The following is a 25,702-nucleotide window of genomic DNA, read 5'->3' on the forward strand; positions in this document are numbered from 1 at the left end:
CGCCCATGAATCCATCAGCGTGGATGCATGGGCGTTTCTCATAACCATCGCGCAGACCATGCCGCCAACCGTTTGCGCGCATTCAGCAGGCAGAGCGCAGCCATGCCCCAACCGCGAGTGGAACGGCCCACGACGCCTCCGCCGCCTCCTGGCCATGCACGGATCCGTCCGGCTGGCCACCCGCCCCAAAGGGCGCAGAGCGGCCTGCGGCAGGCGACCCGTGACAAACGTGCGTTATCGGATCTGATTGGCGTACGTTCCGCCGATGCCGTCGGCGAATCAGCCAGACTCACCCGGGATCAGCCGCGATTGTCGTTCACCATTGGGCATGCCTTGGCCGTGATATTGCTGCTGATCGTCGCCCTTGGCATCAGCTTGGCATTGCTGGTCCAACAGTCGATGAATATGGCCATGCTGTCTCAACCGACCGCCATGCAGACCACGGGCGGCTCCGCTGGAGATCAGACGATGCCATCGCAGAACACCACGGACGAGAAACGCACGGATCCGCAGCAGTCGGAGCATTCCGATGCCACAGCGAACCCCGAATCGGATACCACGCAATCTCCGCACATGCAGACGGACGGCAGCGATGCCGGCGCTTCCACGCATGGTCTTATCAACCTCAACACGGCTACCGCTGAGGAATTGCAATCCATCAAAGGTATTGGGCCGGTTACCGCTCAGCGGATCATTGATCATCGCACGGCGATTGGCGGGTATACATCAGTCGATCAGCTGCTGGATGTCAAAGGCATCGGCTCCAAGACGTTGGAGACCATGCGAGGGCAGGTGACGGTCGGATGAGCAGGGATTGGATACTGCGCGAGCAGGGGAGCCGCGATTGGAGGATGCTGCCGATCGCCATAGTGATGTGGGCGGCGAGTCTGGGAGCGCACGCATTATTCGCATGGAGGATGTCTGATGGACTCGGCACCGGTCAGGCAAAGGCTGATGCCGGAGCTGGCATTGACGTCACCATAATCGGCATGGAATGGCCTGTCACACGAATATTGCCTATAACAGTGGCGTCATGTGCTGCCGTGGCGGCGATGATTGTGGTGTCTTTCCGCCTGCGGATCCGGTGGACGGGAACATTGACCGTATGCGTTGCGGTGGCGTGCATCGGCAGTATGACGGCAATCGCGTCGGACACCATTGCCTGGCATGATCCTGCCTCCGCACAAGCTCGCCAATCCAGTTCATACCACGAAGTCATGGCCACGGTGACGACGCCCGTGATCGCTTCGGACCAACGCACATACGATTGTCAGACGGACATACGGCTGAGCGGCATCACTGTGGATGGTACGGATGTACGTTCCACGGTCGCTGTGCGTGTATACGCCGACGAATCGTATTGTGGGCAGTTGCGTCGAGGCGCGGTCTATCTGCTGACAGGCGTATTGCAGCAAGCGCGATATGGACGCATACCACTATGGCTGCTCTTGGAAGGAAAACAGCCGGTAGCACAGGTGCGGGCTCCGCCGTGGCATCTCGCCGCGATTGCGCATGTGCAGGAGGCGTTTTTCACCGTGACCGAACAATTGTCCGATCAGGGGCGTGTGTTGGTGCCGGGATTGACGATGGGTGTGCTTGGCCAGGATTATATCGGCGGCGAGACCGGTCCGATGCCGGTCAACAGCACGTATGCGCAAACGTTGGAGAATCAGTTCCGCCAGTCCGGCATCATGCACCTCATGGCCGTATCCGGCGGCCACTTTGTACTGGTGGCGGGATTGGTGCGCCGGTTATGCATGTGGATGCTGCTTGATCGGCGGCTGACGGCGTTGCTGGTCTCTGGAGTATATGTGCTGCTGGCATTGGCGATGTTCCCCAGTGATTCGGTCACCCGCGCGTTCATCATGGGATTGATAGGTGCGTTGACGTATGCGATGGGGCGGCGTACGCAAGCGTTGAGCGCCCTGTGCTGGACGGTAATCGGTGTATTGGCGGTGAATCCGGATATGTCGGCCAGCTACGGATTCGCCTTGTCTTCGGCCGCCGTACTGGGTATCGTGCTGTTTGCGGGGCGGCTGGCCGGTGCCTTTGAGCGAGCGATGCCGCACGGCATCGCCGAAATGATGGCGATGACCGTGGCCGCGCAGTTGTTCACCCTGCCGATTCAGGTGTTGATGGAACCGGAGTTGCCGTTGCTGTCCGTGCCGGCGAACCTGTTGGTGTCGCCGTTTGTGGGATTGGCCACGATGGCGGGATTGATGGCATTGGCCTGCGCATGGTGCGAGCCATGGCTGGCCGGCGTATTCGCGTGGATATCGTCATGGGGCACGCTGGTGATGGAACGGGTGGCGTTGTGGCTGGGTGGCAGCACGATGGCCGTCATCCCATGGAAAGATGGCGTTACGGGTGCCGTGCTGATTGTGGCGGTGGAAATCGGTATCGGCATGCTACTGGTGTTCGTCAGCCGTTGCCTCCAGCATGTCCGTCGTTATGAGGCCGGAATGCCTGGCGTGCGCTTCGGTTCCGCTTGGCATGTCCGCCTCAGTCTCTGGTGCGAGGAGACGAGACGTCTCTTTACGCGGCGGCAAGCCGAATAGCCAATGCGGTATTCGGTGCAGCAACCATCGCAATAGCCAGCCGAACCTATGCGATAGGCCGCGCGGCATAAACCATCAGCCGGTAAAACTGCGATACAGTTGAGACCAGTTCAACCAGCTGCATGAAGGAGTGCCGGCGATGATGTTGTCTCATAATCCGATAGTCGAACCATTTGCATTGGCCCACGCCACCATCGTCACCGGAGATAAAGCCGGAACCATACTGCGTAACATGACGATCGTGGTCGGAGCCGACGGACGTATCGAACAGGTTGCACCCAGCATCGAAACCAGTATCCCAGCCGAATACCACTATCTTGACGGCACCGGCAAAATCGTGATGCCGGGGCTGATCAATGCGCATACCCATCTGTTCTCCCAAGGCAAGCCGCTCAATCCGAAGCTGGCGACGCCCAAAGGCCAACGTATGGTCGCCACATTCGCGCATTCGCCATTGGGCAAGCCGTACATGGCCGCAACCGTAAAACACAACGCCACAACATTGCTGGAGTCCGGCGTTACGACGATCCGCACGCTTGGCGACGTGGGATATGAAGTCGTGACATTACGCGATCAGATTGATGCAGGCCAAATCCTCGGACCGCGTATCTTGGCGTCCGGACCGCTGATGGCGATTCCCGAAGGCCATGGCGCCCCGCTTATCGCACTGACCAGCGGCACCCCGGAAGAGGCGCGTACCGCAGTCGCGCAGAATCTCAAGGCTGGCGTCAACGCCATCAAAATCGCCGCGACCGGCGGCGTAACCGATGCACAGGAAATCGGCGAGGCCGGCAGCCCGCAGATGAGCGTGGAACAGATGCGGGCGATTTGCGATGAGGCGCATCAGTACGGTGTTATTGTCGGCGCGCACGCGCAAAGCCCGGAAGGCGTGCGGCGTTCGCTGCTGGCCGGCGTCGATACCATCGAACACGGCAGCGTGCTCGACGACGAATTGATCGGCATGTTCCGGCACAATCCGAATGCGTTGCGCGGATACTCGGCATTGATTCCGACACTGTCCGCCGGCCTGCCATTGACCTTGCTTGGACAGGACGCGACCGGCATCACCGACATCCAATTGGAGAATTCCAAGAATGTGGTCGGCGGCATGGTTTCAGGTGCCCGTCAAGCGCACGAGGCCGGATTGATGATAGGCGTCGGCACCGATACAGGCATGACATTCGTGCCGCAGTACGCCACATGGCGTGAGCTGGAGCTGCTGGTCGCATACGCCGGTTTCAGCCCGGCTGAGGCCCTGCACGCAGTCACTGCCGTCAACGCCTCCATTCTCGGCGTCGATGCCGAGACCGGTTCTTTGGAAGTCGGCAAATCCGCTGATTTGCTTGTGCTGAATGCCAATCCGCTGGACGACCTGCGCGCGTTGGAACACCCGGCACTGGTCATCGCGGCCGGTCACCCGGTATGGCGTCCCGCTCCCAAGCGTTTCGCGGATATCGACGCCCTGTTGGATGAGGCATACGCCTAATCGCGGAGTGCTGCCGGGCCGTTATGCCGGCAGGTCATTGTCCAACCTGTGTGGCGAGATGGGGGCATGGCGAAAACAGCAGCGAACGTACCGGTAACCGTGGTGCCCGGAGGCGACTCGTATTTGAACGACGCGCGCACCAAGGCACTGTGCGCACAAGCGTTGAAGGCGCGACCCGACGCCGAACTCATCGAGCTCGACGCCACATCGGCCGACCAATATGCCTTCGATGAAGCCGTCAGCCCATCGTTGCTTTCCGACGTTGCCGTGGTCAAACTCGTCAACCTGCAGAATGCCGACGAAAAGCTCGCCGAAGCTCTGGTGACGTACACCAAGCAGGCCGCCAAGGATCCGAACGGCTCCAGCGTGGTGATCTGCCAGCACGAGGGCGGCGTCAAAGGGCGCAAGATCATCGACCAACTGGTGAAAGCCGGCGCTCGCAAAGAGGACGTGCCGGATTTGAAGAAACCGGATGCCCAACTCAATTTCGTACTCGGAGAATTCGAGAAACGCGGTCGTAGAGTCGAACCGATGGCCGCGCAGCAGCTGGTATCCGTGCTCGGCGGCAAAACCGGCGAACTCGCCGCCATGTGCGAGCAATTGTGTTTCGACTTTGACGATAATCCGATGGGGCTCGACCGTGTCAACCAGTATTTGACCGCCAATCCGCAGGTCACCGGTTTTGCCGTGGCAGACAAGGCCGTGGAAGGCAAAACCGCAGAAGCCATCGTCATGATGCGTGCAGCTGTGGAACAAGGGACCGATCCCATCGCGCTGATCGGCGCGTTGGCCATGAAGCTCCGTACCATTGCCAAAGCCTCGGCGGTCCGGGCCGGCACGATTTCACAGGCCGAAGCGAAAACCAATCCGTGGGTGCTGAAGAATGCGATGCGCCAACTTGGCGGCTGGACTTCGGCAGGACTCGCGCATTGCATCCGTATGCTCGCCTGGGCGGATGAGCAAAGCAAAACGAACGGCGGCGACCCGGTATATGCGCTGGAACGCTGCATTGAAGACATCAGTCATAAAGGTCGGTAAAAGTCGATAAAGGGGTATTTATGAGCGAACACACTATTGCGGCTCCCACCAGCGAGGCCATGCAGGAGCTCGGCCGCCGCGTGGCCGGAATGGTACACGGCGGCGATGTATTGCTGCTCTCAGGCCCTCTTGGTGCCGGCAAAACCACATTCGCCCAGGGCTTCGGCGCGGGGCTGGACATTACCGAACCCATCGTGTCTCCTACATTCACCATTGCCCGCGAACTTGACGGGCATTTCGCCGACGGCACTCCGGCTCATCTGGTGCATGTGGATGCCTACCGTCTGGGCGGCTCAGCCTATGCGCCGGGGCAGGACGCCATCGGGCGTTTGTTGGACGAGCTGGAATCGCTGGGATTGGACGAAGAACTTGAAGACCCCGGCGAGAACACGGTGGTGCTTATGGAGTGGGGCGAACAAATGGCCACCGCCTTGGCACCAGAACGACTTGAAATCCATATCGATCGACCTCTCGATTCCTCCGATGTCGCATCCGCTGGATCAGACGGCGAACTCACCAGCAACGGCACTCGTACCGTCGCATTCGTCCCAGTCGGCAAGCGATGGGCCGCGTTCGACCTGCAATAAGCCATGCGCCCATAGACTCCTCGATGTACACTCTCTAGAGGCTTTACGACTAGGAGGATTCATGGGTTGCACGTTGGTGATTGACACCTCATTCGGCTCGACGGTCGGCATTGTGGGGCGCGAGCCCATTGTAGAGACCGATTCGCGCACCCATGTGGAGAAACTGCAGGTCAATATCGCGCGCGCGGTCGAGGAGGCCGGCCTGACTCCTGCCGATATCGAGGAGATCGTCGTGGGCATCGGCCCGGCGCCATTCACCGGCCTGCGCGCCGGCATCGTGGCCGCCAAGGCGTTGGCCTTCGCCACCGGGGCCAAGCTCGTCGGACAGAACGTACTCGACCCGCAAGGCGAGATGATGAGCTTCGTGCTGGGTGACAGCGCCATGTTCGACGGCATCGATTTCCTGGCCGACGTGCCGCGCTTGAGTTCGCGCCAATCGGATGGTGACGTCCCGGACGCCGAGGCCAAGGAACACGAACTCGACCGCCACGTCACGCTGTGCGTCAACGATGCGCGCCGCAAGCAGCTGTACTTCTCGCTCAACCACGGCAGCATCAGCCTGCCGGACGAGGACGCCGCCGAACGACGCTGGATCGAGATGGATATCGACTACCCGGAGCATATCGTCGAACGGGTGAACGCGGCGCTCGCGGAACACGGCGAACGCGACGGCGTCAGCTATGTGGTGGATGTGGCCGGCCACGGCGCGGCCAAATACGCGTCCGTCTGGCAGGGACTGCGTGCGCTGGGCTCCGTGGTGGACGGATCGGTATTGGATGCCGGGAAAGCCGGGCTCGCCGTCTTTGCGACCACCGCGTTGAGCTGCGAACTGCGCGGCGACCAGGTCGTGCCGATCGAACCGTTGTACCTGCGCCGGCCGGACGCCGAAGTGCCGAACCCGCTGAAGCACGTGCTCGGCCATGCCGGTGCCGATAAAGCGTGAGGCGGGTTGTGTCCGATGATTGTTGATATCACTGCCGTAAGTCGTGATCTTGCGGTTCGTTCCATTGCACAGTTGGAAGGCGAACTGTTCGGCCGCGGCGCATGGAATGCGAACATGGTGCGAGAGGAACTGGACGCACCGGCCCGCACGTATCTGCTGGATGTGCTGGGGGAGGCGGAACAGGCGGTTGTCCGCGGCTACGCCGGCTTCTGGTATGACGGCGAGGACGCCGAGCTCATGACCATCGGCGTGGGCAAGGCATACCAGCGGCAAGGCATCGCCGCTGCGTTGCTTCAGGCACTGGTCGACGAGGCGAAACGTCAGGGCGCCTCGCGCATGCTGCTCGAAGTGCGTGTGGATAACGACCCTGCGCTGGCCCTATATCAGCGGTTCGGATTCGAACGCATGGGATTGCGCAAACGCTACTACCAGCCCGAAGGCATCGACGCATACACCATGAGCTTGGACCTGAAGCCGAGGGTCGTGGGCTTTGCCGCCCCGCAGACGGCATCGGCGGACATTGAAGACATCACCAGCAAGCAAACGGAGAAGAACGGAGAAGCACGATGAGCGAACCGGTTGTACTGGGTATTGAATCCACCTGCGACGAAACCGCAGCCGCCATCGTACGCGGCCGCGAACTGCTCTCCAACGTCGTGGCCTCATCCATGGAGGAACACGCGCGATACGGCGGCGTGATCCCCGAAATCGCCTCCCGTGCGCACGCCGAGGCCTTCGTGCCATGCGTGTCCAAGGCGCTCGCCGACGCGAACATGACGTTGGCGGATGTGGACGCCATCGCCGTGTCCGCCGGTCCCGGACTGGCCGGTTGCCTGGCCGTGGGCGTGTCCGGCGCCAAGGCGCTGGCCTGGGCTGCGAACAAGCCGATCTACGGCATCAACCATGTGATCGGGCACATCGCCGTCACTCAGCTGCAGTTCGGCCCGTTCCCCAAGGACACGCTGGCGCTGATCGTCTCCGGCGGCCACACCTCGCTGCTGCACGTGGAAGACATGCCGCGCAAAATCGACGTGGTTGGTACCACGCTGGATGACGCGGCGGGGGAGTGCTTCGACAAGGTCGCCCGCCTGCTCGGCTTCCCGTATCCGGGCGGCCCGCACATCGACCGCCATGGTCAGAACGGCGACCCGCACGCCATCAAGGTGCCGATGGGTCTGACCCAAGGCAAGGCCGGTGCCGCGCACCCGTATGATTTCAGTTTCTCCGGTGTCAAGACCGCCGTGGCCCGTTGGGTGGAAAGCGAGCAGGCCGCCGGCCATGAGATTCCGGTGGACGACGTGTGCGCATCCCTGGCCGATTCCGTGGCCACCGTGCTGGCCCGTAAGGCCATGCGCGGCTGCCGGCAGTACGATTCCAACACGCTGATCGTGGGCGGCGGCTTCTCCGCCAACTCGCAGCTGCGCGCCAAACTGCTCGAATTCGGCGAGAACTACGGCGTCGACGTCCGTATCCCGCAAATCAAGCTCTGCACCGACAACGGTGCCATGGTCGCCATGCTCGGCGTGAACCTGGTCGAAGCCGGCGTGGCCCCCAGCGCCCCCGACTTCCCGATTGACTCCGCCATGCCCCTGACCAAGGTCTCGATGTAAGATTTGCGCGGTATTCCCAAACTGATACTGGGAATACCGTGCCTCTCATCGGTGAATTGACAGTGACCTGTCTGCCTGATGTGAGTAGTGGTGAGGTCTTCGCCATGGATTTCCCGGTTGATGATGGGGTGTCGTGTCTGGCCACCAATACGATGAAAATAAAAAAGCCTCGGAGAACCGAGGCTTTCGATGGCTCCTGCGACTGGGCTTGAACCAGTGACCGTCCGATTAACAGTCGGATGCTCTGCCAACTGAGCTACGCAGGAATATTCAATTTTCATCCCGACCGGAGTTACCCGTTCAGGTGAGCTCCTGCGACTGGGCTTGAACCAGTGACCGTCCGATTAACAGTCGGATGCTCTGCCAACTGAGCTACGCAGGAATGTCTGCTGTGTTTGAGATTTCTCTCGCGCACAAGTCACATATCTTACATGCCTGCCACGAAAAAGCAAATTACATGCGTGTAGGGCATGTCGCGCTGAATTCCGCAGAATCGGACTCATCGAATACTATCTCATACAGCCAAAAACCGAACACGGATATACACTAGCGACTAACGGTAGAGGAGCTGGTGTCTGCTTGGCAAATACTGGAATCGGTGAAACGGAACAACCGTCTGAGTATGCGAACCCAGTGGGAACAATCACAAGAGTTCTGATGTTCCGCTGTCACTGCATGGCAGCGGTTGTGACATGGATCGGCCGCGGCTGAAGGTCGAACAACATGACGATGCGGCGATACTGTCACGCGAAATTTCATTGTGGATAACTTCGGAAGCTAGAACCACATAGGTCGTTTTGGCTGGACATCCTGTTTCGGACCCCTCAAGGTGGGTATCACCGGCAAAGAAGCCGGAATCACATCACACTCACACTATGGGGAGGAATCTCATGAATGCACCACTGTTGTTTGATTGGCGTCGCGACGAAGCCCGACGTGCCAGCCGGCGGCGTCAGCAGGCGCGTCAGCGGGCTCAGGAACGGCAACGGCGTATGGATGCCATAATCGCGTTGGCCGCCGTTATCGGCCTGCTGCTTGCCTTGGGAGTAGGGCTGGCATCCACGCCTCAGCATGTTGCGCATGCGGATACTGCGGTGACCGGAGATGCGGCATACACGGTGGAGGATTTCACCGATATGTCTGATTTGGCGTGGCGCAATGGCAATCAGTGCGAATCCCGATTCGACTGGCCGGTCGACGATCCACAGGTCGAACAACAGTTCGAGCGGCCGATCAACCCGTGGGCACCAGGTCATCGTGGAGTGGATCTTGTTGCGGAGCAAGGTACCGTAATTCTGTCACCACAGGCAGGGACCGTGAGTTTTGCTGGCAAAGTAGCTGGCAAAGATGTGGTGAGTGTACGGCATCGTGGAGGTGTCACGTCGACATTCGAACCGGCCGTTACCGAGCTCTCAGTGGGGGATACGATCTCCCGCAGACAGCCCGTAGGCATCGTTGAAGGCAGCTCGGACCATTGCGAAGACCGTTGCCTGCATTGGGGCCTCAAGCGAGGAACGGCCGATTATCTTGATCCACAGCAATATGCGGGGAGTCGAAAAATCGTACTGAAACCGTCATGATTTAACGGTGATTGTCGGCCGGAACAGGGCCGTACGGAAGAGACATCGCAGGCGGCTAGCGGCGTGACGAGTATGAATCACAGACCGGCATCGGCCAAGGAAATATATCCGGGGTCGATCAGCGCGGACTTGAGATTGCTGGCGCTGACAGCCAGCAACGGTTCGCTGATGGTCGGGATCTTCTTCACGCCGCCTACCTCGGAGTTCCTGATTGAAGGCATGGAATTCAGCGCTTCGTCCTTGTTGAGCTTGGCGCAGGCCTGAGCGATATCCGTGGCGATGGTCTGTCTGTCTTCCATGCCGGTCATCCATTGCTTGCCATTGACGATGGATGGGATGTTCGAGACATACGCGCCGTATCCGGTTACTAGAGGCCACTGCGAGTCACGGTCCTTGTCGGAAGCGGAGGTGTCCTCGTCCGCATCGTCATCGGAACTGGATGAGTCGTTTGCGTTGTCGTTTTCAGGGGATTTGATCGGGTCCGGCACGGCGTCGCGGCTGAGATCCTTCTTGCCGGTGATATTGCCGACAATGCCCGAGATGGTGATCTGCGGATTGATATCGGCGGCAGAGCCGGTGTATCCCAGATCGTCCAATTCCTTGACGACCTCGGAGGCGATGTAGTCGTTCATCGTGATGATGCCGTCAATACGGGTGAGTGTGGACTGTCCGTCGGTTTTTGCCAGACGCTTGTCAAGCACTTTCGCAGTGGAGCCTTCCTTAGCGGCATCGTAGGCCACGGCTTGCCAATCGTTTTCCGTGGATTTGCCGTCCAAGGTGCCTGAAGGGCTTTCCACAACGCCCTTCTGATAGTAGGAGCCCAGTACCTGCCAGATACCACGGAACGCCTCTTGGGCGAACGTGGAATCGTTGGCGTTGCCTTTTTCGTCCACGGCGGTGTATGGCAGCAGCACCTCAATGTATTTGGGGTTGTCTTTACTGGCCTTATCCAACTTGAGTTTGGACACCATCTTTTCCGCCTGTAGCTTGCCGATGGTCTGGGCGTCCGAGAACTTGACGAAGGCGTCCGGCTTATATCCCTCGATACTGTTGCCGAGCAATACCACATGCATGCCGGATTCCTTGGCCAGCTTGAGCGATGAGACCAGCCGGTCCACGGCCTGCGCCTGCTCGTCCGATGCAGTGCTGTCGCTCTCAGTGTTGGACGAATCGTCTTTGGACGAGTCGTCTTCGGAAGATTCACCGTCAGAAGTAGCTTCCCCATCCGTGGCATCGTTGGTGCTCAGGTTCTGGCTGATGTAATCGCCGTATTGGCGAGTGGAAGCGTCGGCCTCGACTACTGGAGCCACGAGCAATGTCATGTTGTCGGGCGCGATGGCAATGCCGGAATCGTCCGTGGTGTTATTCGAAAGATGATCGACCACAAAGTCTTGGATGGCGCGGCTTTGCTTGGCCAACGAGTCGGACGTCGTATGATCGATATCGCCTTTCTTGAAACCGGCGTCGGCCAGAGCCTTGGCTAGGTCAGGCACCAGCTTCGCCCATTTGTTCAGTGGCGTCTGCTGGTTCAGCGTAATGCCGTCCGAAGGTGTGAACACGGCCACGCCGCCGGCAGAATTGGACGTCACCGTGGTTTGACCATCTACAACGGTCTTATTGTCTGAGGTGCACGCGGTCAGTGACAGCACCATCGCGCAGGATGCGATAATGGCGGCGAGCAGGGTGGTTGAGCGGCGTGCGAACACCATAAGCGGCGAAACCTCCTCAAGCGGGCGTGAAAACAAGCTGAATCACGATTCTAGTAGGCCGTATACGAAAAAGTCCCGGACCAGTGGACAAATCGCCACATATCCGGGAACAATTAGAGGTATTACGTGCGTGCATCGAACAACTGTCATGATTATCGTGCTGAGGAACATTCCAGATGAAGCACGACAATCATGACAGTTTGCGACATGACATGACCCATGTAGGTCCGCACGATGTGTTCGATGATTTACTCGGCCAGAGCCTTGGCCAGGTTCTCGTCCAGCGCGTTCATGAAGCCGTCGGTGTCGAGCCACGGTTCGTCCGGGCCGATGAGCATGGCCAGATCCTTGGTCATCTGACCGCCTTCAACGGTGTCGACGATGACCTTCTCCAGCGTCTTGGCGAAGTGACGGACTTCGGGCGTGCCGTCCAGATCGGCGCGGTGCTTAAGGCCGCCGGTCCACGCGAAGATGGATGCGATTGGGTTGGTGGAGGTCTTCTCGCCCTTCTGCCAGCGGCGGTAGTGACGGGTCACGGTGCCGTGCGCCGCTTCGGCCTCGACGGTCTGGCCGTCCGGGGTCATGAGCACGGAGGTCATGAGGCCCAGCGAACCGAAGCCCTGGGCCACGGAGTCGGACTGCACATCGCCATCGTAGTTCTTGCAGGCCCAGATGTAACCGCCGTGCCACTTCAGGGAGCTGGCCACCATGTCGTCGATCAGGCGGTGCTCGTAAGTCAGGCCGGCCTCGGCGTACCTGTCCTTGTATTCGGTCTCGAACACCTCGGCAAAGATGTCCTTGAACTGGCCGTCGTAGGCCTTCAAAATCGTGTTCTTGGTGGACAAGTACACCGGGTAATGACGCATCAGGCCGTAGTTGAAGCAGGCGCGAGCGAAACCGCGGATCGAATCGTTGACGTTGTACTGCACCTGGGCCACGCCGCCGTCTTCGCCGTAGTTGTAGACCACGTGCTGAATCGGCTCGGAGCCATCGTCCGGAGTGAAGGTGACGGTCAGCTGGCCGGCTCCCGGAACCTTGAAATCGGTGGCCTTGTACTGGTCGCCGAATGCGTGACGGGCTACGACGATCGGCTTGGTCCAGCCGGGCACCAGACGAGGCACGTTGCTCATCACAATCGGCTCGCGGAAGATCGTGCCGCCCAGGATGTTGCGGATGGTGCCGTTGGGGGACTTCCACATCTTCTTGAGACCGAATTCCTTGACTCGGGCCTCATCGGGGGTGATGGTGGCGCACTTGACACCGACATGGTGCTTCTGGATGGCGTGGGCGGCGTCGATGGTCACCTGGTCATCGGTCTCGTCGCGGTGCTCGATGCCCAGATCGTAGTAGTCGAGGTTCACGTCGAGGTACGGCAGGATCAGACGATCCTTGATGTCCTTCCAGATCACGCGGGTCATCTCGTCGCCGTCGAGTTCGACGACAGTGCCTTCGACCTTGATTTTGGCCATGCTTCCTCCTGATAGATGGTGTGAAGATGATTTAGTCATAGCGCATGTTTGTAACGACTTGAAGCAATCGTCCGGTCCGTGGGAAACGGCCTTGTTGGCGTCCCACCCGGGCAATAGGCTGGAAACCATGTCTCAGGAAATTGAAATCGGTTTGGGCAAAAAAGGCCGTCTCGGCTACGCACTCGACGATGTGGCAATCGTCCCCTCCCGTCGCACCCGCGACCCCGAGGACGTCTCCACCTCTTGGCAGATCGACGCCTATGAGTTCGATGTGCCGGTGATCGGCGCCCCCATGGATTCGGTGACCAGCCCGGCCACCGCCATCGCCATGGGCAAGATGGGTGCGCTCGGCGTGCTCGATCTGGAAGGTCTGTGGACCCGTTACGAGGATCCGACCCCGCTGTTGGACGAAATCGCCGGACTGCCGGCCGATCAGGCCACCGAGCGTATCCAGCAGATCTATGCCGAGCCGGTCAAGCCGGAGCTCATCACGCAACGTCTGCACGAGATTCGCGCCGCCGGTGTCACCGTGGCCGGCGCGCTCTCCCCGCAGCGCACCCAGCAGTTCTACTCCACCGTGGTGGACGCGGGCGTGGACCTGTTCGTGATCCGCGGCACTGTGGTCTCCGCCGAGCACGTCTCCTCCGGCCAGGAACCGCTGAACCTCAAGAAGTTCATCTACGACCTTGACGTGCCTGTCATCGTCGGCGGCGCATCCAACTACACCGCTGCCCTGCACCTGATGCGCACCGGCGCGGCCGGCGTGCTCGTCGGCTTCGGCGGCGGCGCGGTCTCCGCCACCCGCCAGACCATCGGCGTGCAGGCCCCGATGGCCACCGCCATCGCCGACGTGGCCGAGGCCCGCCGCGACTACATGGACGAATCCGGCGGCCGCTACGTGCAGGTCATCGCCGACGGCGGCATGGGCGACTCCGGCAGCTTCGTCAAGGCCCTGGCCCTCGGCGCCGACGCGGTCATGCTCGGCGCGCCGCTGGCCCGCGCCACCGAGGCCCCCGGCAAGGGCACCCACTGGGGTTCTGAAGCCCGCCACCAGACGCTGCCGCGTGGCTACCGCACCACGGTCGGCACGGTCGGCCCGCTCGAACAGGTGCTGTTCGGACCGAGCCACCAGGCGGACGGCAAGACCAACTTCATCGGCGCCCTCAAGCGCGCGATGGCCTCCACCGGCTACGTCGACGTGAAGAACTTCCAGCGTTGCGGCATGGTGGTCAACCCGTATTCCGCACGATAATCCCGATTGCCCCCTGAAAATGGGGGTTTGCCCTCCATGCAGGAGGCTTAACTTGCCCGAAGGCGCGCTCAAGTAGTTTGACTTGGCGCGCCTTTCGTGATGTTGTAGTACAGACGCTCGCCGATGATGGTGAGTTGCAAGGGGGCTTGAAGGGGGTCATCATGGAGTATTCGGGATTTTTCCACGGCACATATCAGTACGGGCCGTTGCCGAGTTATGACGGATTCATCGTTGTGGAGCTGTCGGATCGCCCGGTGCGGTATCACATCCAACCCACATTCATAGGCGGGCTGAATGCGAAGGAATGTCATTCCATGGCCATGGCTGCATGCCGCATCGCCTGCACATCGGCGGACGCGATACGTGGCAAACTCAGCGTCGCACATCTCAACAGAGCCATGACAAAACCATGCCTGGACCGGCTGCAAACCATGCAATACCTGCTCGGCATCCACATGGTCACTCATCCGGAGCTCAAAGCGAAATTCTGCTATCTGCCCACTGTCCCCACATTGATCGACGGCATGATCACCGGCAAGGACACGCTGGAAATGGCGGTATTCATGACCATCGGCCAGGAAAATCTGCGAGTCAACCTCAAACTGAAGTACATCGGTTCTCGATGGATGTGCATCTATGCCGATTTGGGCTGACCAGACGGCCCCGCCCGCACACCGATTCCTACGCTGGTAGCGGAAGACGGTTCTGCCGTGTCATAGGCTGGTTCGCCTATAGTAGTGACCATGCGTGAACATGTAGAAGAACCCAGATATGTCACCACCGATGACGACACCGTCTACTCGCTGCTGTCCAAACGAGCAGCTCGCACGCCGGATGACATCATCGCGGAATGGCAGGATGACAACACCCACCAATGGCGCAGCGCCACAGCTACTGAAATGCTGTCCCGCGTACGCGAGGTGGCCAAGGGCCTGTTGGGACTTGGCGTCAAAGCCGGCACCATGGTGCTGATTTACTCGCCTACCTGCTATGAGTGGGGTGTGGCTGATTTCGCTTGCGCGGCAATCGGCGCTGTGGTTGTGCCCGTCTATGAGACCGATTCCGCCCGTCAGACCGCGGGCATCGTCGAGGAAGTCGATCCCGCCATCGCCTTTGCCGGCGACTTCCAGCGCGCACAGACGCTTGAGCAGATCCGTGTCAATCATCCGGGCATGAAATACGTGTTCAATTTCAAGGCCGATGGCCTTGACGCTGTCGTTGACTTCGGGCATGGCGTATCCGATGAGACGTTGGATGCGGCTATCGCTCGTATCAAAGCCGATGATCTGCTCACCGTGGTCTACACCTCCGGTTCCACCGGCAAGCCCAAGGGCGCGATGCTCTCCAACCGCAATTACACGCACATCGTGCTTAACGGCTACGAGATTCTGCGTGGCATGCTGTACGACGACAACCGTCTGCTGCTGTTCCTGCCGCTGGCGCACTGCTTCGCCCGCTACATCCAGTACGTGTGCATCGGTGGCTGCGGCGTGGTCGGATACATTCCCGACGCCAAGCGACTGCTCGCCGATATCCGCAGCTTCAAGCCCACCTACCTGCTGGGCGTGCCACGTGTGTTCGAGAAGGTGTATAACGCGGCCTCGCAGAAGGCTGGTGCCGGCATCCAGGGGCATATCTTCGCCCAGTCGGTCAAGCACTTCGTCAAGTGGAGCAAGGATGAGCAGGCCGGTCGCGGCCATTCGTTCATCGAGCGCATGCGCCATTCGTTCTACATGGCCACGGTGGGCAAATCCATTCGTTCCGCTCTCGGACCGAACCTCAAATGGCTGGCCTGCGGTGGTGCGCCGCTCAACGTGGATTTGGCCCACTTTTTCAACGGCATGAATGACATCACCTTCATCCAGGGTTATGGCATGACCGAAACCGCCGCTCCGATGCTCGTCAATTGGGAGGACGACAACGAGATCGGTTCGGTCGGCAAGCCTGGGCCTGGCATGGGCGTGCGTCTTGGCGAAGACGATGAAATTGAGCTGACCGGCCCGAACGTGTTCCTTGGCTACTACAAGCAGCCCGAACTCACCGCACAGACGATGACTGCCGACGGCTGGATCAAAACCGGCGATCTGGGTCGTATCGACGACCGCGGCTTCACCTTCATTACCGGACGCAAGAAGGACATCATCATCACCGCCGGCGGCAAGAACATCAGCCCCGCCCCGATGGAGGATGTCATCGACACCTGCCCGATCGTGGCTCATGCAGTAGTAGTCGGCGACGGCAAGCCGTTCGTGTCCGCACTTATCGAGCTCGACCCCGAAATGCTGCATTCCTGGCTGGAAGGTCAGGGCCTCAATGCCGACATGACACTCGCCGAGGCCAGCGACAACGACGCGGTGCGCGCCTTTATCCAGCAGTACATCGACCAGGCCAACGCCAATGTCTCCCGCGCTGAGTCCGTGCGCAAATTCGCGGTGCTGGATGAGGAATTCAGTCAGGAGCACGGCACACTCACCCCGAGCATGAAAGTGGTGCGTCCCAAGGTATTGCAGCGCTACGCCACCGTCATCGAGGAGGATCTGTACGCGCCCAAGCCATCCAACAAGCCGCTGCCCGCCACTGCCAAGATCATCGACAGCACGCTGGAGACCGTCAAGAAATCCTCCGAATCGGTCAAGCAGGCGTCCGAACAGGTCAAACAGGCCTCGGAACAGATGAAAACCAGCGTGTCTGATTCGATTGCTAGCGTGTCGGAGAAGATCAAGAAGTCGAAGGCCGAACCCGAAGAGGGCGAGACCGGCGATTCCGCTGACAATGCCGCTGACACCGGCAGCAAGCCGGACCAGCCGGCTGACGAGAAGAATGAGGAGTAACGAGAAGTGGCCATCCGTGAGATCAGGGTCGTGCCCGACCCAGTCCTGCGCACCCCCTGCGATGAGATCAAGGAAATCACCCCGGCCGTGCGCCGCCTGGTTGACGACCTGTTGGAAACCGTGGACGATCCGGGCCGAGCGGGCCTGTCCGCCAACCAGATCGGCGTGAGCCTGAGGGCCTTCTCCTACAACATCGACGGCAAGGTCGGCTACGTTCTGAACCCCGTACTCGAGGAGAAGTCCGGCGAGCAGTATGGCGATGAAGGTTGTCTGTCCGTGCCCGGCTTGTGGTACAAGACCCGTCGTGCCGACTACGCTCGCGTGCGTGGCATCGACTTGGACGGCAACGAGGTCGTGCTCGAGGGCTCCGGGCTGATGGGCCGTATGCTTCAGCACGAATGCGACCACCTCGATGGCCACGTGTATTTGGATCGCCTGGAAAAGGAAGAACGCCGCGAAGCCCTGCGCTACATGCGCAATCGTCAGGCGAAGTAGTCCATACTCGGCTCCCGCTGGCTGGAGCCGTCGAACGTAGTGAGACTGAGGGTGGTTCTGCCGGTACCGCCCGTGACTCCCCTCAGTCGCCTACGGCGACAGCTCCCCTCAGAGAGGGGAGCCTGTTTTTTTAGTACCGGCTCCGTGCTATTCTCGAAACTCGTGTGCCACCCGGCAACGGACGCAGTCGCTGGTGTCCAGAGCCACCCAATATTGTCAACCGGCACACAACAAATTCGCGTCATGCTCGCGACGGCTTGTGTCGGTCGGCTGCACAACTCGTGAAACCGGGGGAGCAGCTGCACGCAGGTGCGCATGGCCAGGCAAGAACCGACAATGAAAGGTAGTAATACCATGGCTCAGATCACTATGAGCGATATGCTGAAGGCTGGCCTGCACTTCGGCCACCAGACCCGTCGTTGGAACCCGAAGATGAAGCAGTTCATCCTCACCCAGCGCAACGGCATCCACATCATCAACCTGTTCAAGTCGCTCGACATGATCGACAAGGCGTACGACTTCATCAAGACCACCGTGGCCCACAACGGCACCGTGCTCTTCGTCGGCACCAAGAAGCAGGCTCAGGAAGCTATCGCCAACCAGGCCACCCGCGTGAACATGCCCTACGTCTCCGAGCGTTGGCTCGGCGGCATGCTGACCAACTTCCAGACCGTCTCCAAGCGCGTCAACCGCCTCAAGGAACTTGAGGAAATGGACTTCACCGACGTGCACGGCTCCGGCCTGACCAAGAAGGAGCTCCTCCTGCTCGAGCGCGAGAAGGACAAGCTCAACAAGCAGCTGGGCGGTATCCGCAACATGAACCGCACCCCGTCCGCGATGTTCGTCGTCGACATCACCAAGGAAGCCCTGGCTGTTGAGGAAGCTCACAAGCTGGGTATCCCGGTTGTCGCCATCGTCGACACCAACGCCGACCCGGACACCGTTGAGTACCCGATCCCGGCCAACGATGACGCCATCCGCGGCATCGAACTGCTGACCAGCCTGATGGCTGACGCCGTCGCCGAAGGTCTGCTGGAGCGCTCCGGCGCCAACAAGGCCGAGGGCGAAGCCGCCGAGCAGCCGATGGCCGCTTGGGAGAAGGAACTCCTGACCAATGAGGCTCCTGCCGAGGCTTCCGCTGAAGCCGCCGCTCCGGCTGCCGCCGAGGGCGAAACCGCCGAGGCCCCCAAGGCCGAGTGATGCTCTACGATGGGAAGTGCCTGAATAAGCGCTTCCCATCGTTCACGGGTAAGCAAAATTTCTCAAGGAGAATAATCAATGGCAGCAATTACCGCCGCACTGATCAAGCAGGTTCGTGAAGACACCGGCGCCGGCATGCTCGACGTCAAGAAGGCTCTGACCGAAGCCGAAGGCGACGTCGCCCGCGCCAAGGAAATCATCCGCGCCAAGGGTATCGCCGCAGCCGGCAAGCGTGAAGGCCGCAAGGCTCAGGAAGGCACCATCGCCTCCAAGGTCGTCGAGACCGCCAATGGCGAGACCGGCTACGCCGTCGAGCTGAACTCCGAGACCGACTTCGTGGCCAAGACCCCGAAGTTCGTCGAGTTCACCGAGGAAGTTCTCGGCTACGCCGTGGACGCCGACGCCAACTCCGCTGACGAGCTGCTCGAGGCCAAGGCTGGCGACACCACCGTCAAGCTGGCTGTCGAAGAGGCCGCCGCCCTGTTCGGTGAGCACGTCAAGGTCGGCCAGTTCGCCAAGATCTCCGGCGAGCACGTCGAAGTCTACGCTCACAAGAAGTCCGCCGAGATGCCGCCGAGCATCGTCGCCATGATCGCCACCGACAAGGCCGGCGCCGCCGTGGCTCACGAAGCTGCTCTGCAGATCTCCGCCATGGGCGCCAAGTGGCTGACCCGCGAGGACGTTCCGGCCGATGTGGTCGAGTCCGAGCGTCGCGTGGCCACCGAGAAGTCCCTGGCCGAGGGCAAGCCGGAGAAGATCGTTCCGAAGATCGTCGAAGGCCGTCTCAACGCTTTCTTCAAGGAAGTCGTGCTGCTTGAGCAGCCGTTCGTCAAGGACCCGTCCAAGACCGTCGGCGACCTGTTCAAGGAAGTCGGTGGCAACGCCACCGCATTCGCTCGTGTCGAGGTCGGCAAGGGCGAAGAGGAGTGAGCCTAAGGCTTACTCCACGCGCTTAGCGTAATTTCAACGAAACGCCATCCGGTTATTCAATAATCGGATGGCGTTTCGCTATTCCAAGGGTGTCGTTGCTAGGGGGTGTCGTCGTAAACCGATACGCTTGTCTACGGATAATTTCGCACTTTCGGTTTTGAGAAAGGCACAATATGACTGATAGCGACAATCCGCGCAGAGTTCTGCTCAAGCTGTCCGGCGAAGCATTCGGTGGTGGCAAGGTCGGCATCGATACCCAGGTGATTCGTCGCATTGCCGAGGAGATCGTTCCGGCCGTACAACAGGGTGTGCAGGTGGCCATCGTGGTCGGCGGCGGCAACTTCTTCCGCGGTGCCGAACTGCAGCAGGCCGGTATCGATCGTTCCCGTGGCGACTACATGGGTATGCTCGGCACGGTGATGAACTGCCTCGCTCTACAGGACTTTCTGGAGCAGGAGGGGCAGGCCACCCGCGTGCAGACCGCCATCACCATGGGACAGGTCGCCGAGCCGTATATTCCGCTCAAGGCCATCCGTCACCTTGAAAAGGGTCGCGTGGTGATTTTCGGCGCCGGTGCCGGCATGCCGTACTTCTCCACCGACACGGTTTCCATCCAGCGTTCCCTCGAAATCCACTGCGACGAGGTACTTATGGGTAAGAACGGCGTCGACGGCGTCTACACCGCCGACCCGCGCAAGGACGAGAACGCCAAGCGTTTTGAAACCCTGAGCTACAATCGCGCCCTCGTGGACAATCTGGCCGTCATGGACGCCTCCGCACTGTCCATGGCCCGCGACAACAAGAAGCGCATCCGCGTCTTCGGCCTCGAAGAGCCGGGCAACGTGACCCGCGCCCTCGTCGGCGATGAAATCGGCACGCTGGTCTCCACCGCCGAATCGCGCGTGGCCGAGTAAGCCGCAAACGCCCACAATCGAATCAAGCGTTCATAGACGAACAACACTGACGAACACCAACACACAAGGAGTGAATATGTCTCTTATCGACCAGGCCAAGGAACAGATGGCCAAGACCGTGGAAAACACCAAGGAAAACTTCTCCGGCATCCGCACCGGTCGCGCAAACCCGGCCCTGCTCAACGGCATCACCGTGGACTACTATGGTGCCCCCACCCCGATTAAGGCCGTCGCCTCCATCGGCGTTCCCGAACCGCGCACCCTGTCCGTCACCCCGTTTGACGCTTCCCAGGCCGGTGCCGTCGAAAAGGCCCTGCGCAACTCCGATCTCGGCATCAGCCCGAACCGTGATGGCAACGTCATCCGTCTGACCATGCCGGAACTCACCGAGGATCGTCGTAAGGAATACGTCAAGCTCGCCAAGGGCAAGGCCGAGGATGGCAAGGTCGCCGTGCGCAACATTCGCCGTAAGACCAAGGAAACCATCGACAAGGCCGTCAAGGACGGCGAGATGGGTGAGGACGAAGGCGATCGCCTGCTGAAGGATCTTGACAAGGTCACCAAGTCCGTTACCGACGAGATCGATACTCTGCTGGAGACCAAGCAGAAGGAGATCATGGAGGTCTGATTCAGACCAGGTCCGGAGAATTATGGAACGCAACGAACAACCCCATGAAGAGGCCGAGGAGACGCTCGACCAGATCAACAAGAAGACCGGCCGCAACATGCCGCAGGCCATCGCCACAGGCGCGGCACTGGTCATCCTTATTGTCGCGTGCCTGCTGCTCAGCGTCGACCTCTTCGTGCTGCTGGTAGTCGTGTTCATGATTCTGGCGCTGTGGGAGCTCAGGGTGGACTTCGCCACCGTAGGCCTGCACCTCCCGGTGTTTATGCTGTGGCTGTGCTCGTCCTTCACCCTCATTGCCACCTACTATTCCCCGTACCATCTCATCACGATGTCGCTGAGTATCATCGTGTCGATTATTCTGGTCGCCATCGCGGCCAGCGCAAAAATCAGCGTCGGCAACCGCCTATCTCTGGCGGTTGCCGGCAAACTGTCCAACACGGATGCCAGCGCGCGCCTCGAATCCTCGTTTAATCATGAGGGCGGGGAACAGCATCATTCCCGGCTCAGCCATGTGGCTGTGTCCGTGCTTACCGTGTTGTATATTCCGTTGTTGGCCAGCTGCGTCATCATCTCACTGACTTTTAATGGGCATCCGATTGCACACGCCATCATGCTGGTGTTCCTACCCGCCCTATCCGATACGGGCGGTTTGTTTGCCGGTGCCTGGCTCGGCAAACACAAGCTCAGCCCGCGCATCTCGCCGAAGAAGTCCGTTGAGGGCCTTGTCGGCTCGATGCTCTTCGCCATGGCTGGCGCATTTGCCGTATTCGCATGCACGTATGATGCCTCGAAATGGGCCCCTCGTTGGTGGGTGCCGATCGTGGCGGGTATTCTCATCGGTGCCGTGGGCACGTTCGGTGATTTGTGTGCTTCCATGCTCAAGCGCGATATCGGTATCAAAGACATGGGCCATCTGCTCAAGGGGCACGGCGGTGTGATGGATCGTGTGGATTCCATTTTGATGAGTGCACCGTTCACCTGCGCCTTGCTGTGGATCACCGGACTGTGATTCGCATGTCTCGTGCATGAACAATGTGGCATCGTGTGTATATCGCACGGTGCCACATGCCATATATGGGGAAATCATCGTTCAATATGCGTTCGCTATGGGCTAAGACATGGGCCATCTGATTCGTATGCGGCACGCCGTATGGTGGATTCTGATATTTCTATTGCATGTTTGACTATTTTCTGATATTGAGAGCGAAGCGAACCCATCATGACCACACAGCATCCTGACACTCCGGAAACCGGCATTACTCCCGGCGGCACATCAGGTGCCTTCCGTGACGTGCTATCCAAGGACCATGCCCGCCGTGGTAGGCCGCCGCTGCACTTTGTGGATATGACGCCCGAGCAGCGCGTCGAGAAAGCGGCCGAACTCGGATTGCCGAAGTTCCGAGTCAAGCAGCTCGCCAACCATTACTTTGGCCATTTCGATGTGAATGCCGCCGAATTCACTGATTTTCCGGCAGCTAAGCGCAGCGAGGCCGCCGCCGCGTTTTTCCCGCGGCTCATCACCGAGGTGACCCGCCAAGTGGCGGACGAAGGCACCACCATCAAGACCTTGTGGAAGCTGTTCGACGGCTCCCTCATCGAATCGGTGCTTATGCGATACCCGACCCGCACCACGCTGTGCATCTCCTCGCAGGTCGGCTGCGGCATGGGCTGCCCGTTCTGCGCCACCGGCAAGCTTGGCCTGACCCGTAACATGTCCACCGGTGAAATAATCGAACAGGTGCGTGTGGCCGCCAAGATGATGCGCGACGGCGAAGTGGCCGGGGGAGAGGGCCGCCTGAGCAACATCGTGTTCATGGGCATGGGCGAGCCGATGGGCAACTACAACTCCGTGCTGTCCGCCGTACGACAGATTTCCGCCATGCCTCCCGAAGGCTTCGGCATTTCCGCGCGCAACATCACCGTATCCACGGTGGGCGTGGTCCCCGGCATCAAGAAGCTCACTGCCGAAGGCATTCCCGTGCGTCTGGCCGTTTCCCTGCATGCCCCCAGCGACGAACTGCGTGACGAGCTGGTGCCGATGAACAAGCGTTTCAACACCGCGCAGGTGTTGGATGCCGCGCACGATTATTGGCTGGCCTCCAAGCGCCGCGTCAGTATCGAATACGCGCTGATGCGCGGCATCAACGACCAGGCCGAGCATGCGCAGTTGCTGGCCAAGAGGCTTAACCATTACGGCGACAACTGGGCCCACGTCAACCCGATTCCGCTCAACCCCATCGAGGGCTCGAAGTGGACCGCCTCCAAGCCGGAAGACGAACAGCGGTTCCTGGAGATCCTGCACCGCGCGGGCATCACCGCCACACTGCGTGACACCCGCGGTCAGGATATTGACGGCGCCTGCGGCCAGCTTGCTGCCAAGGAGCGGTAGTTTCGGTGACGGAATCGGCCTGCGGCGATTCCGTCACTTCAGCGCATCCTTGATTGCGTCCACGAAGTAGCCCAGATCGTCGGGCTTGCGGGACGTGATGAGCTTGAAGCCGTTGGCGTCGTCCACGTGCAGCTGCTCGTCGACGTAATGGCCGCCCGCGTTCTCGATATCAGCGGCGATATAGCGGCAGGGCGCGGCGGTCTTGCCAGCCACCAGACCCGCGTTGACCAGCAGCCACGCGCCATGACAGATCGCGGCGATCGGCTTGCCTTCGTGCGCGAACTCCTGCGCCAGCGCGATCGCATCCTCATTGACGCGGATACGATCCACATTGCAGGTACCACCGGGCACCACCAGTAGGTCATAATCAGCGGTCTGCACGTCGCTCAGCAGCGCATCCGGCGTCAGCGTCTCGCCTTCGTAGCGGTCGTGCTGCACCGTCTCACACGGGTCCAAGGTAGTGGCGGCAAGCGTCACCTTGGCACCGGCGGCCTTGAGATCGCGCAGCGGGCGCGTCAGCTCGGTCTCCTCGATACCCCAGTTGTTGACGATGATCAGTACTCTGCTGTTTTCGACAGCCATGTCAATCTCCTTGATTCGGCGAACAACTTCCACGAGCCATTCTCTCATGCCGAGCGGCTGCCATACCGGTGCTCAATATGATGATTCTCATATTCCAGAAACAGGTGCGGCGCATGTAACGGGCGGTAGGTAGTCTGAAGGACTGTAATGCAAAGCCGAACAGGGGAGTGAAGCATGTCGTTGGCGGTACGAGTCATCCCGTGCCTGGACGTTGACGCCGGTCGCGTGGTGAAGGGTGTGCATTTCGAAAACCTCAAGGATGCGGGCGACCCGGTGGAGCTGGCGGCCGAATACTATCGTCAGGGCGCCGACGAGATCACCTTCCTGGATGTGACCGCATCCAGCTCCCACCGCAACACGATGATTGACGTGGTCTCCCGCACCGCCGAACAGGTGTTCATTCCGATGACCGTGGGCGGCGGCGTACGCACGCCCGAGGACGTCGACTCGCTGCTGCGCTGCGGTGCAGACAAGGTCGGTGTCAACACGGCGGCCATCAACGACCCGTCGCTTATCAGCCGCGTGGCCGACCGTTTCGGCAACCAGGTGCTGGTGCTCTCCGTGGACGCCCGCCGCGAAAAGGGCGAGCAACACACGCAATCCGGCTTCGAGGTCACCACGATGGGCGGCCGCAAATCCACCGGCATTGATGCCATCTGGTGGGTCAAGCGCGCCGAGCAGCTTGGCGCCGGCGAGATTCTGCTTAACTCGATGGACGCCGACGGTACCAAGGAAGGCTTTGACCTCGAGATGATTCGCGCCGTGCGCAAGGAAGTCAAGATTCCGATCATCGCCTCCGGCGGTGCCGGCAAGGTCGAGGACTTCCCGCCCGCCATCGAAGCAGGTGCCGACGCGGTGCTGGCCGCATCCGTATTCCATTACGGCATCCTGACCATCGCCGATGTCAAGGCGGAACTCAAGAAGCACGGCTACACCGTTCGCTAAACGAATACACCTTGCTCCCGCTGGACGAACAATCCAGTGAATTGTTCGTGGCAGTGCGCTATGCGCACGTCGCACATAATCCGGGAGCTGTCAGCGAAGCTGACTGAGGGTGGTCCACAAAAAGAAGATAGGTATGACAGACACTACATACGACAATTCCACTGAACTCGATCCCCGTATTGCCGCACGCCTGAAGCGTGACGCCAAGGGCCTGGTCGCTGCCGTCATCCAGCAGTACGACACACACGAGGTGCTGATGGTCGGCTACATGAACGACGAGGCATTACGCCGCACGCTGACCACCGGCCGCGTGACCTTCTGGTCCCGGTCCCGTCAGGAATACTGGCGCAAGGGTGATACCTCCGGCCATGTGCAATACGTCAAGGGCGTGTCCCTGGATTGCGACGGAGACGCACTGCTCGTCGAAGTAGACCAAGTCGGTGCCGCCTGCCACACCGGCAAGCGCAGCTGCTTCCTCGAAGGCGGCCCCCTGTCCGTGGTCGAAGGCCATCGCCCGGCCGAGCAGTAGAACGGGCTTCCCTGACTGGGGGAAGCC

24 protein-coding genes and 2 tRNA genes are annotated in these 25,702 nt (G+C 60.3%); 21 read left to right on the forward strand and 5 right to left on the reverse strand.

The genetic code is table 11. The features are described from left to right. The first annotated feature begins 309 nt into the window (after nucleotides 1–309). The 8 genes from AB5287_RS04695 (at nucleotide 310) to tsaD (ending at nucleotide 8,222) form a co-directional block, all read left to right on the forward strand. On the forward strand, nucleotides 310–807 hold the full coding sequence (locus AB5287_RS04695; protein ID WP_007054369.1) for a helix-hairpin-helix domain-containing protein: 498 nt from the start codon (nucleotides 310–312) through the stop codon (nucleotides 805–807). Then, the gene (locus AB5287_RS04700; protein WP_013410814.1) at nucleotides 804–2,558 is read left to right on the forward strand and encodes a ComEC/Rec2 family competence protein; all 1,755 of its coding nucleotides are present in this window, start codon (nucleotides 804–806) and stop codon (nucleotides 2,556–2,558) included. Before AB5287_RS04695 ends, AB5287_RS04700 begins: the two co-directional genes overlap by 4 nt. 139 nt (nucleotides 2,559–2,697) lie before the next feature. Beyond that, complete coding sequence (locus tag AB5287_RS04705) at nucleotides 2,698–4,044, forward strand: amidohydrolase family protein (RefSeq protein ID WP_131215601.1); 1,347 nt, start codon at nucleotides 2,698–2,700, stop codon at nucleotides 4,042–4,044. A 66-nt stretch (nucleotides 4,045–4,110) separates the two neighbouring features. Next, complete coding sequence (holA, locus tag AB5287_RS04710; protein WP_007057620.1) at nucleotides 4,111–5,082, forward strand: DNA polymerase III subunit delta; 972 nt, start codon at nucleotides 4,111–4,113, stop codon at nucleotides 5,080–5,082. 20 nt (nucleotides 5,083–5,102) lie between these two features. After that, nucleotides 5,103–5,669, forward strand: a complete 567-nt coding sequence (gene tsaE, locus AB5287_RS04715) for a tRNA (adenosine(37)-N6)-threonylcarbamoyltransferase complex ATPase subunit type 1 TsaE (RefSeq protein WP_007052688.1) — start codon at nucleotides 5,103–5,105, stop codon at nucleotides 5,667–5,669. Nucleotides 5,670–5,730: 61 nt separating this feature from the next. Continuing rightward, nucleotides 5,731–6,612: a tRNA (adenosine(37)-N6)-threonylcarbamoyltransferase complex dimerization subunit type 1 TsaB gene (gene tsaB / locus AB5287_RS04720; RefSeq protein ID WP_010080741.1), complete on the forward strand. Its 882-nt coding sequence runs from the start codon at nucleotides 5,731–5,733 to the stop codon at nucleotides 6,610–6,612. 15 nt (nucleotides 6,613–6,627) lie between these two features. Beyond that, a complete protein-coding gene (rimI, locus tag AB5287_RS04725) occupies nucleotides 6,628–7,182 on the forward strand; it encodes a ribosomal protein S18-alanine N-acetyltransferase (RefSeq protein WP_012471827.1) in 555 nt (184 codons plus the stop codon). Next, nucleotides 7,179–8,222, forward strand: coding sequence for a tRNA (adenosine(37)-N6)-threonylcarbamoyltransferase complex transferase subunit TsaD (tsaD, locus tag AB5287_RS04730; protein WP_013410820.1), 1,044 nt, complete (start codon nucleotides 7,179–7,181; stop codon nucleotides 8,220–8,222). Before rimI ends, tsaD begins: the two co-directional genes overlap by 4 nt. A gap of 190 nt (nucleotides 8,223–8,412) precedes the next feature. On the opposite strand, the gene AB5287_RS04735 is transcribed toward tsaD, so the two are convergent. Further along, a tRNA-Asn gene (locus tag AB5287_RS04735) sits at nucleotides 8,413–8,488 on the reverse strand. A 43-nt stretch (nucleotides 8,489–8,531) separates the two neighbouring features. After that, a tRNA-Asn gene (locus AB5287_RS04740) sits at nucleotides 8,532–8,604 on the reverse strand. A gap of 508 nt (nucleotides 8,605–9,112) precedes the next feature. On the opposite strand from AB5287_RS04740, the gene AB5287_RS04745 reads away from it, so the two are divergent. Beyond that, complete coding sequence (locus AB5287_RS04745; protein WP_007054320.1) at nucleotides 9,113–9,802, forward strand: M23 family metallopeptidase; 690 nt, start codon at nucleotides 9,113–9,115, stop codon at nucleotides 9,800–9,802. A gap of 77 nt (nucleotides 9,803–9,879) precedes the next feature. Here the strand turns inward: AB5287_RS04745 and AB5287_RS04750 are convergent, their stop codons facing one another. After that, the gene (locus tag AB5287_RS04750; RefSeq protein WP_011068096.1) at nucleotides 9,880–11,511 is read right to left on the reverse strand and encodes a substrate-binding domain-containing protein; all 1,632 of its coding nucleotides are present in this window, start codon (nucleotides 11,509–11,511) and stop codon (nucleotides 9,880–9,882) included. Nucleotides 11,512–11,759: 248 nt separating this feature from the next. Continuing rightward, the gene (locus tag AB5287_RS04755) at nucleotides 11,760–12,980 is read right to left on the reverse strand and encodes an NADP-dependent isocitrate dehydrogenase (protein ID WP_008783318.1); all 1,221 of its coding nucleotides are present in this window, start codon (nucleotides 12,978–12,980) and stop codon (nucleotides 11,760–11,762) included. 127 nt (nucleotides 12,981–13,107) lie between these two features. On the opposite strand from AB5287_RS04755, the gene AB5287_RS04760 reads away from it, so the two are divergent. The 10 genes from AB5287_RS04760 to rlmN all read left to right on the forward strand — a co-directional run bounded on the left by AB5287_RS04760 (nucleotide 13,108) and on the right by rlmN (nucleotide 23,619). Further along, complete coding sequence (locus tag AB5287_RS04760; RefSeq protein ID WP_007052748.1) at nucleotides 13,108–14,232, forward strand: GuaB3 family IMP dehydrogenase-related protein; 1,125 nt, start codon at nucleotides 13,108–13,110, stop codon at nucleotides 14,230–14,232. A gap of 161 nt (nucleotides 14,233–14,393) precedes the next feature. Next, nucleotides 14,394–14,885 carry a hypothetical protein gene (locus AB5287_RS04765; RefSeq protein WP_008783319.1) on the forward strand — a complete coding sequence of 164 codons (492 nt, stop codon included), beginning with the start codon at nucleotides 14,394–14,396 and terminating at the stop codon, nucleotides 14,883–14,885. Nucleotides 14,886–14,975: 90 nt separating this feature from the next. After that, complete coding sequence (locus AB5287_RS04770; RefSeq protein WP_015512206.1) at nucleotides 14,976–17,063, forward strand: long-chain fatty acid--CoA ligase; 2,088 nt, start codon at nucleotides 14,976–14,978, stop codon at nucleotides 17,061–17,063. 6 nt (nucleotides 17,064–17,069) lie between these two features. Then, on the forward strand, nucleotides 17,070–17,558 hold the full coding sequence (gene def, locus AB5287_RS04775; protein WP_007052751.1) for a peptide deformylase: 489 nt from the start codon (nucleotides 17,070–17,072) through the stop codon (nucleotides 17,556–17,558). Nucleotides 17,559–17,912: 354 nt separating this feature from the next. Continuing rightward, on the forward strand, nucleotides 17,913–18,758 hold the full coding sequence (gene rpsB, locus AB5287_RS04780; protein WP_007056702.1) for a 30S ribosomal protein S2: 846 nt from the start codon (nucleotides 17,913–17,915) through the stop codon (nucleotides 18,756–18,758). 78 nt (nucleotides 18,759–18,836) lie between these two features. Then, entirely contained in the window at nucleotides 18,837–19,688 is an 852-nt protein-coding gene (gene tsf, locus AB5287_RS04785) for a translation elongation factor Ts (protein WP_007052754.1), read from the forward strand. Nucleotides 19,689–19,861: 173 nt separating this feature from the next. Continuing rightward, nucleotides 19,862–20,602, forward strand: a complete 741-nt coding sequence (gene pyrH, locus AB5287_RS04790; protein ID WP_007052755.1) for a UMP kinase — start codon at nucleotides 19,862–19,864, stop codon at nucleotides 20,600–20,602. Nucleotides 20,603–20,678: 76 nt separating this feature from the next. Next, nucleotides 20,679–21,230: a ribosome recycling factor gene (gene frr / locus AB5287_RS04795; RefSeq protein WP_007052756.1), complete on the forward strand. Its 552-nt coding sequence runs from the start codon at nucleotides 20,679–20,681 to the stop codon at nucleotides 21,228–21,230. Nucleotides 21,231–21,252: 22 nt separating this feature from the next. Next, complete coding sequence (locus AB5287_RS04800) at nucleotides 21,253–22,239, forward strand: phosphatidate cytidylyltransferase (RefSeq protein ID WP_053495653.1); 987 nt, start codon at nucleotides 21,253–21,255, stop codon at nucleotides 22,237–22,239. Nucleotides 22,240–22,449: 210 nt separating this feature from the next. After that, a complete protein-coding gene (gene rlmN / locus AB5287_RS04805; protein ID WP_053495655.1) occupies nucleotides 22,450–23,619 on the forward strand; it encodes a 23S rRNA (adenine(2503)-C(2))-methyltransferase RlmN in 1,170 nt (389 codons plus the stop codon). Nucleotides 23,620–23,652: 33 nt separating this feature from the next. Here the strand turns inward: rlmN and AB5287_RS04810 are convergent, their stop codons facing one another. Then, nucleotides 23,653–24,201 (reverse strand): type 1 glutamine amidotransferase domain-containing protein, encoded by a 549-nt coding sequence (locus tag AB5287_RS04810; protein ID WP_053495657.1) that lies wholly within the window; start codon nucleotides 24,199–24,201, stop codon nucleotides 23,653–23,655. Nucleotides 24,202–24,375: 174 nt separating this feature from the next. Here AB5287_RS04810 and hisF point away from each other — a divergent pair, with 174 nt between their 5' ends. Continuing rightward, a complete protein-coding gene (hisF, locus tag AB5287_RS04815) occupies nucleotides 24,376–25,146 on the forward strand; it encodes an imidazole glycerol phosphate synthase subunit HisF (RefSeq protein WP_007052761.1) in 771 nt (256 codons plus the stop codon). 133 nt (nucleotides 25,147–25,279) lie between these two features. After that, the gene (gene hisI, locus AB5287_RS04820; protein WP_013140808.1) at nucleotides 25,280–25,675 is read left to right on the forward strand and encodes a phosphoribosyl-AMP cyclohydrolase; all 396 of its coding nucleotides are present in this window, start codon (nucleotides 25,280–25,282) and stop codon (nucleotides 25,673–25,675) included. Nucleotides 25,676–25,702: the final 27 nt, after the last annotated feature.

This window comes from Bifidobacterium sp. RTP21102st3_E2_RTP21102_210122 (assembly GCF_040916945.1).
Classification (GTDB): Bacteria; Actinomycetota; Actinomycetes; order Actinomycetales; family Bifidobacteriaceae; genus Bifidobacterium; species Bifidobacterium longum.

What these genes read in the sequence shown, in the direction of transcription:
- AB5287_RS04770 (WP_015512206.1), top strand. Translation starts at nt 14,976, where the DNA reads ATGCGTGAACATGTAGAAGAACCCAGATATGTCACCACCGATGACGAC.
- tsaD (WP_013410820.1), top strand. Translation starts at nt 7,179, where the DNA reads ATGAGCGAACCGGTTGTACTGGGTATTGAATCCACCTGCGACGAAACC.
- rlmN (WP_053495655.1), top strand. Translation starts at nt 22,450, where the DNA reads ATGACCACACAGCATCCTGACACTCCGGAAACCGGCATTACTCCCGGC.
- tsf (WP_007052754.1), top strand. Translation starts at nt 18,837, where the DNA reads ATGGCAGCAATTACCGCCGCACTGATCAAGCAGGTTCGTGAAGACACC.
- AB5287_RS04700 (WP_013410814.1), top strand. Translation starts at nt 804, where the DNA reads ATGAGCAGGGATTGGATACTGCGCGAGCAGGGGAGCCGCGATTGGAGG.
- holA (WP_007057620.1), top strand. Translation starts at nt 4,111, where the DNA reads ATGGCGAAAACAGCAGCGAACGTACCGGTAACCGTGGTGCCCGGAGGC.
- frr (WP_007052756.1), top strand. Translation starts at nt 20,679, where the DNA reads ATGTCTCTTATCGACCAGGCCAAGGAACAGATGGCCAAGACCGTGGAA.
- tsaE (WP_007052688.1), top strand. Translation starts at nt 5,103, where the DNA reads ATGAGCGAACACACTATTGCGGCTCCCACCAGCGAGGCCATGCAGGAG.
- AB5287_RS04760 (WP_007052748.1), top strand. Translation starts at nt 13,108, where the DNA reads ATGTCTCAGGAAATTGAAATCGGTTTGGGCAAAAAAGGCCGTCTCGGC.
- AB5287_RS04750 (WP_011068096.1), bottom strand. Translation starts at nt 11,511, where the DNA reads ATGGTGTTCGCACGCCGCTCAACCACCCTGCTCGCCGCCATTATCGCA.
- AB5287_RS04810 (WP_053495657.1), bottom strand. Translation starts at nt 24,201, where the DNA reads ATGGCTGTCGAAAACAGCAGAGTACTGATCATCGTCAACAACTGGGGT.
- AB5287_RS04765 (WP_008783319.1), top strand. Translation starts at nt 14,394, where the DNA reads ATGGAGTATTCGGGATTTTTCCACGGCACATATCAGTACGGGCCGTTG.
- AB5287_RS04705 (WP_131215601.1), top strand. Translation starts at nt 2,698, where the DNA reads ATGATGTTGTCTCATAATCCGATAGTCGAACCATTTGCATTGGCCCAC.
- AB5287_RS04755 (WP_008783318.1), bottom strand. Translation starts at nt 12,980, where the DNA reads ATGGCCAAAATCAAGGTCGAAGGCACTGTCGTCGAACTCGACGGCGAC.
- AB5287_RS04800 (WP_053495653.1), top strand. Translation starts at nt 21,253, where the DNA reads ATGGAACGCAACGAACAACCCCATGAAGAGGCCGAGGAGACGCTCGAC.
- pyrH (WP_007052755.1), top strand. Translation starts at nt 19,862, where the DNA reads ATGACTGATAGCGACAATCCGCGCAGAGTTCTGCTCAAGCTGTCCGGC.
- hisI (WP_013140808.1), top strand. Translation starts at nt 25,280, where the DNA reads ATGACAGACACTACATACGACAATTCCACTGAACTCGATCCCCGTATT.
- AB5287_RS04745 (WP_007054320.1), top strand. Translation starts at nt 9,113, where the DNA reads ATGAATGCACCACTGTTGTTTGATTGGCGTCGCGACGAAGCCCGACGT.
- rpsB (WP_007056702.1), top strand. Translation starts at nt 17,913, where the DNA reads ATGGCTCAGATCACTATGAGCGATATGCTGAAGGCTGGCCTGCACTTC.
- tsaB (WP_010080741.1), top strand. Translation starts at nt 5,731, where the DNA reads ATGGGTTGCACGTTGGTGATTGACACCTCATTCGGCTCGACGGTCGGC.
- hisF (WP_007052761.1), top strand. Translation starts at nt 24,376, where the DNA reads ATGTCGTTGGCGGTACGAGTCATCCCGTGCCTGGACGTTGACGCCGGT.
- rimI (WP_012471827.1), top strand. Translation starts at nt 6,628, where the DNA reads ATGATTGTTGATATCACTGCCGTAAGTCGTGATCTTGCGGTTCGTTCC.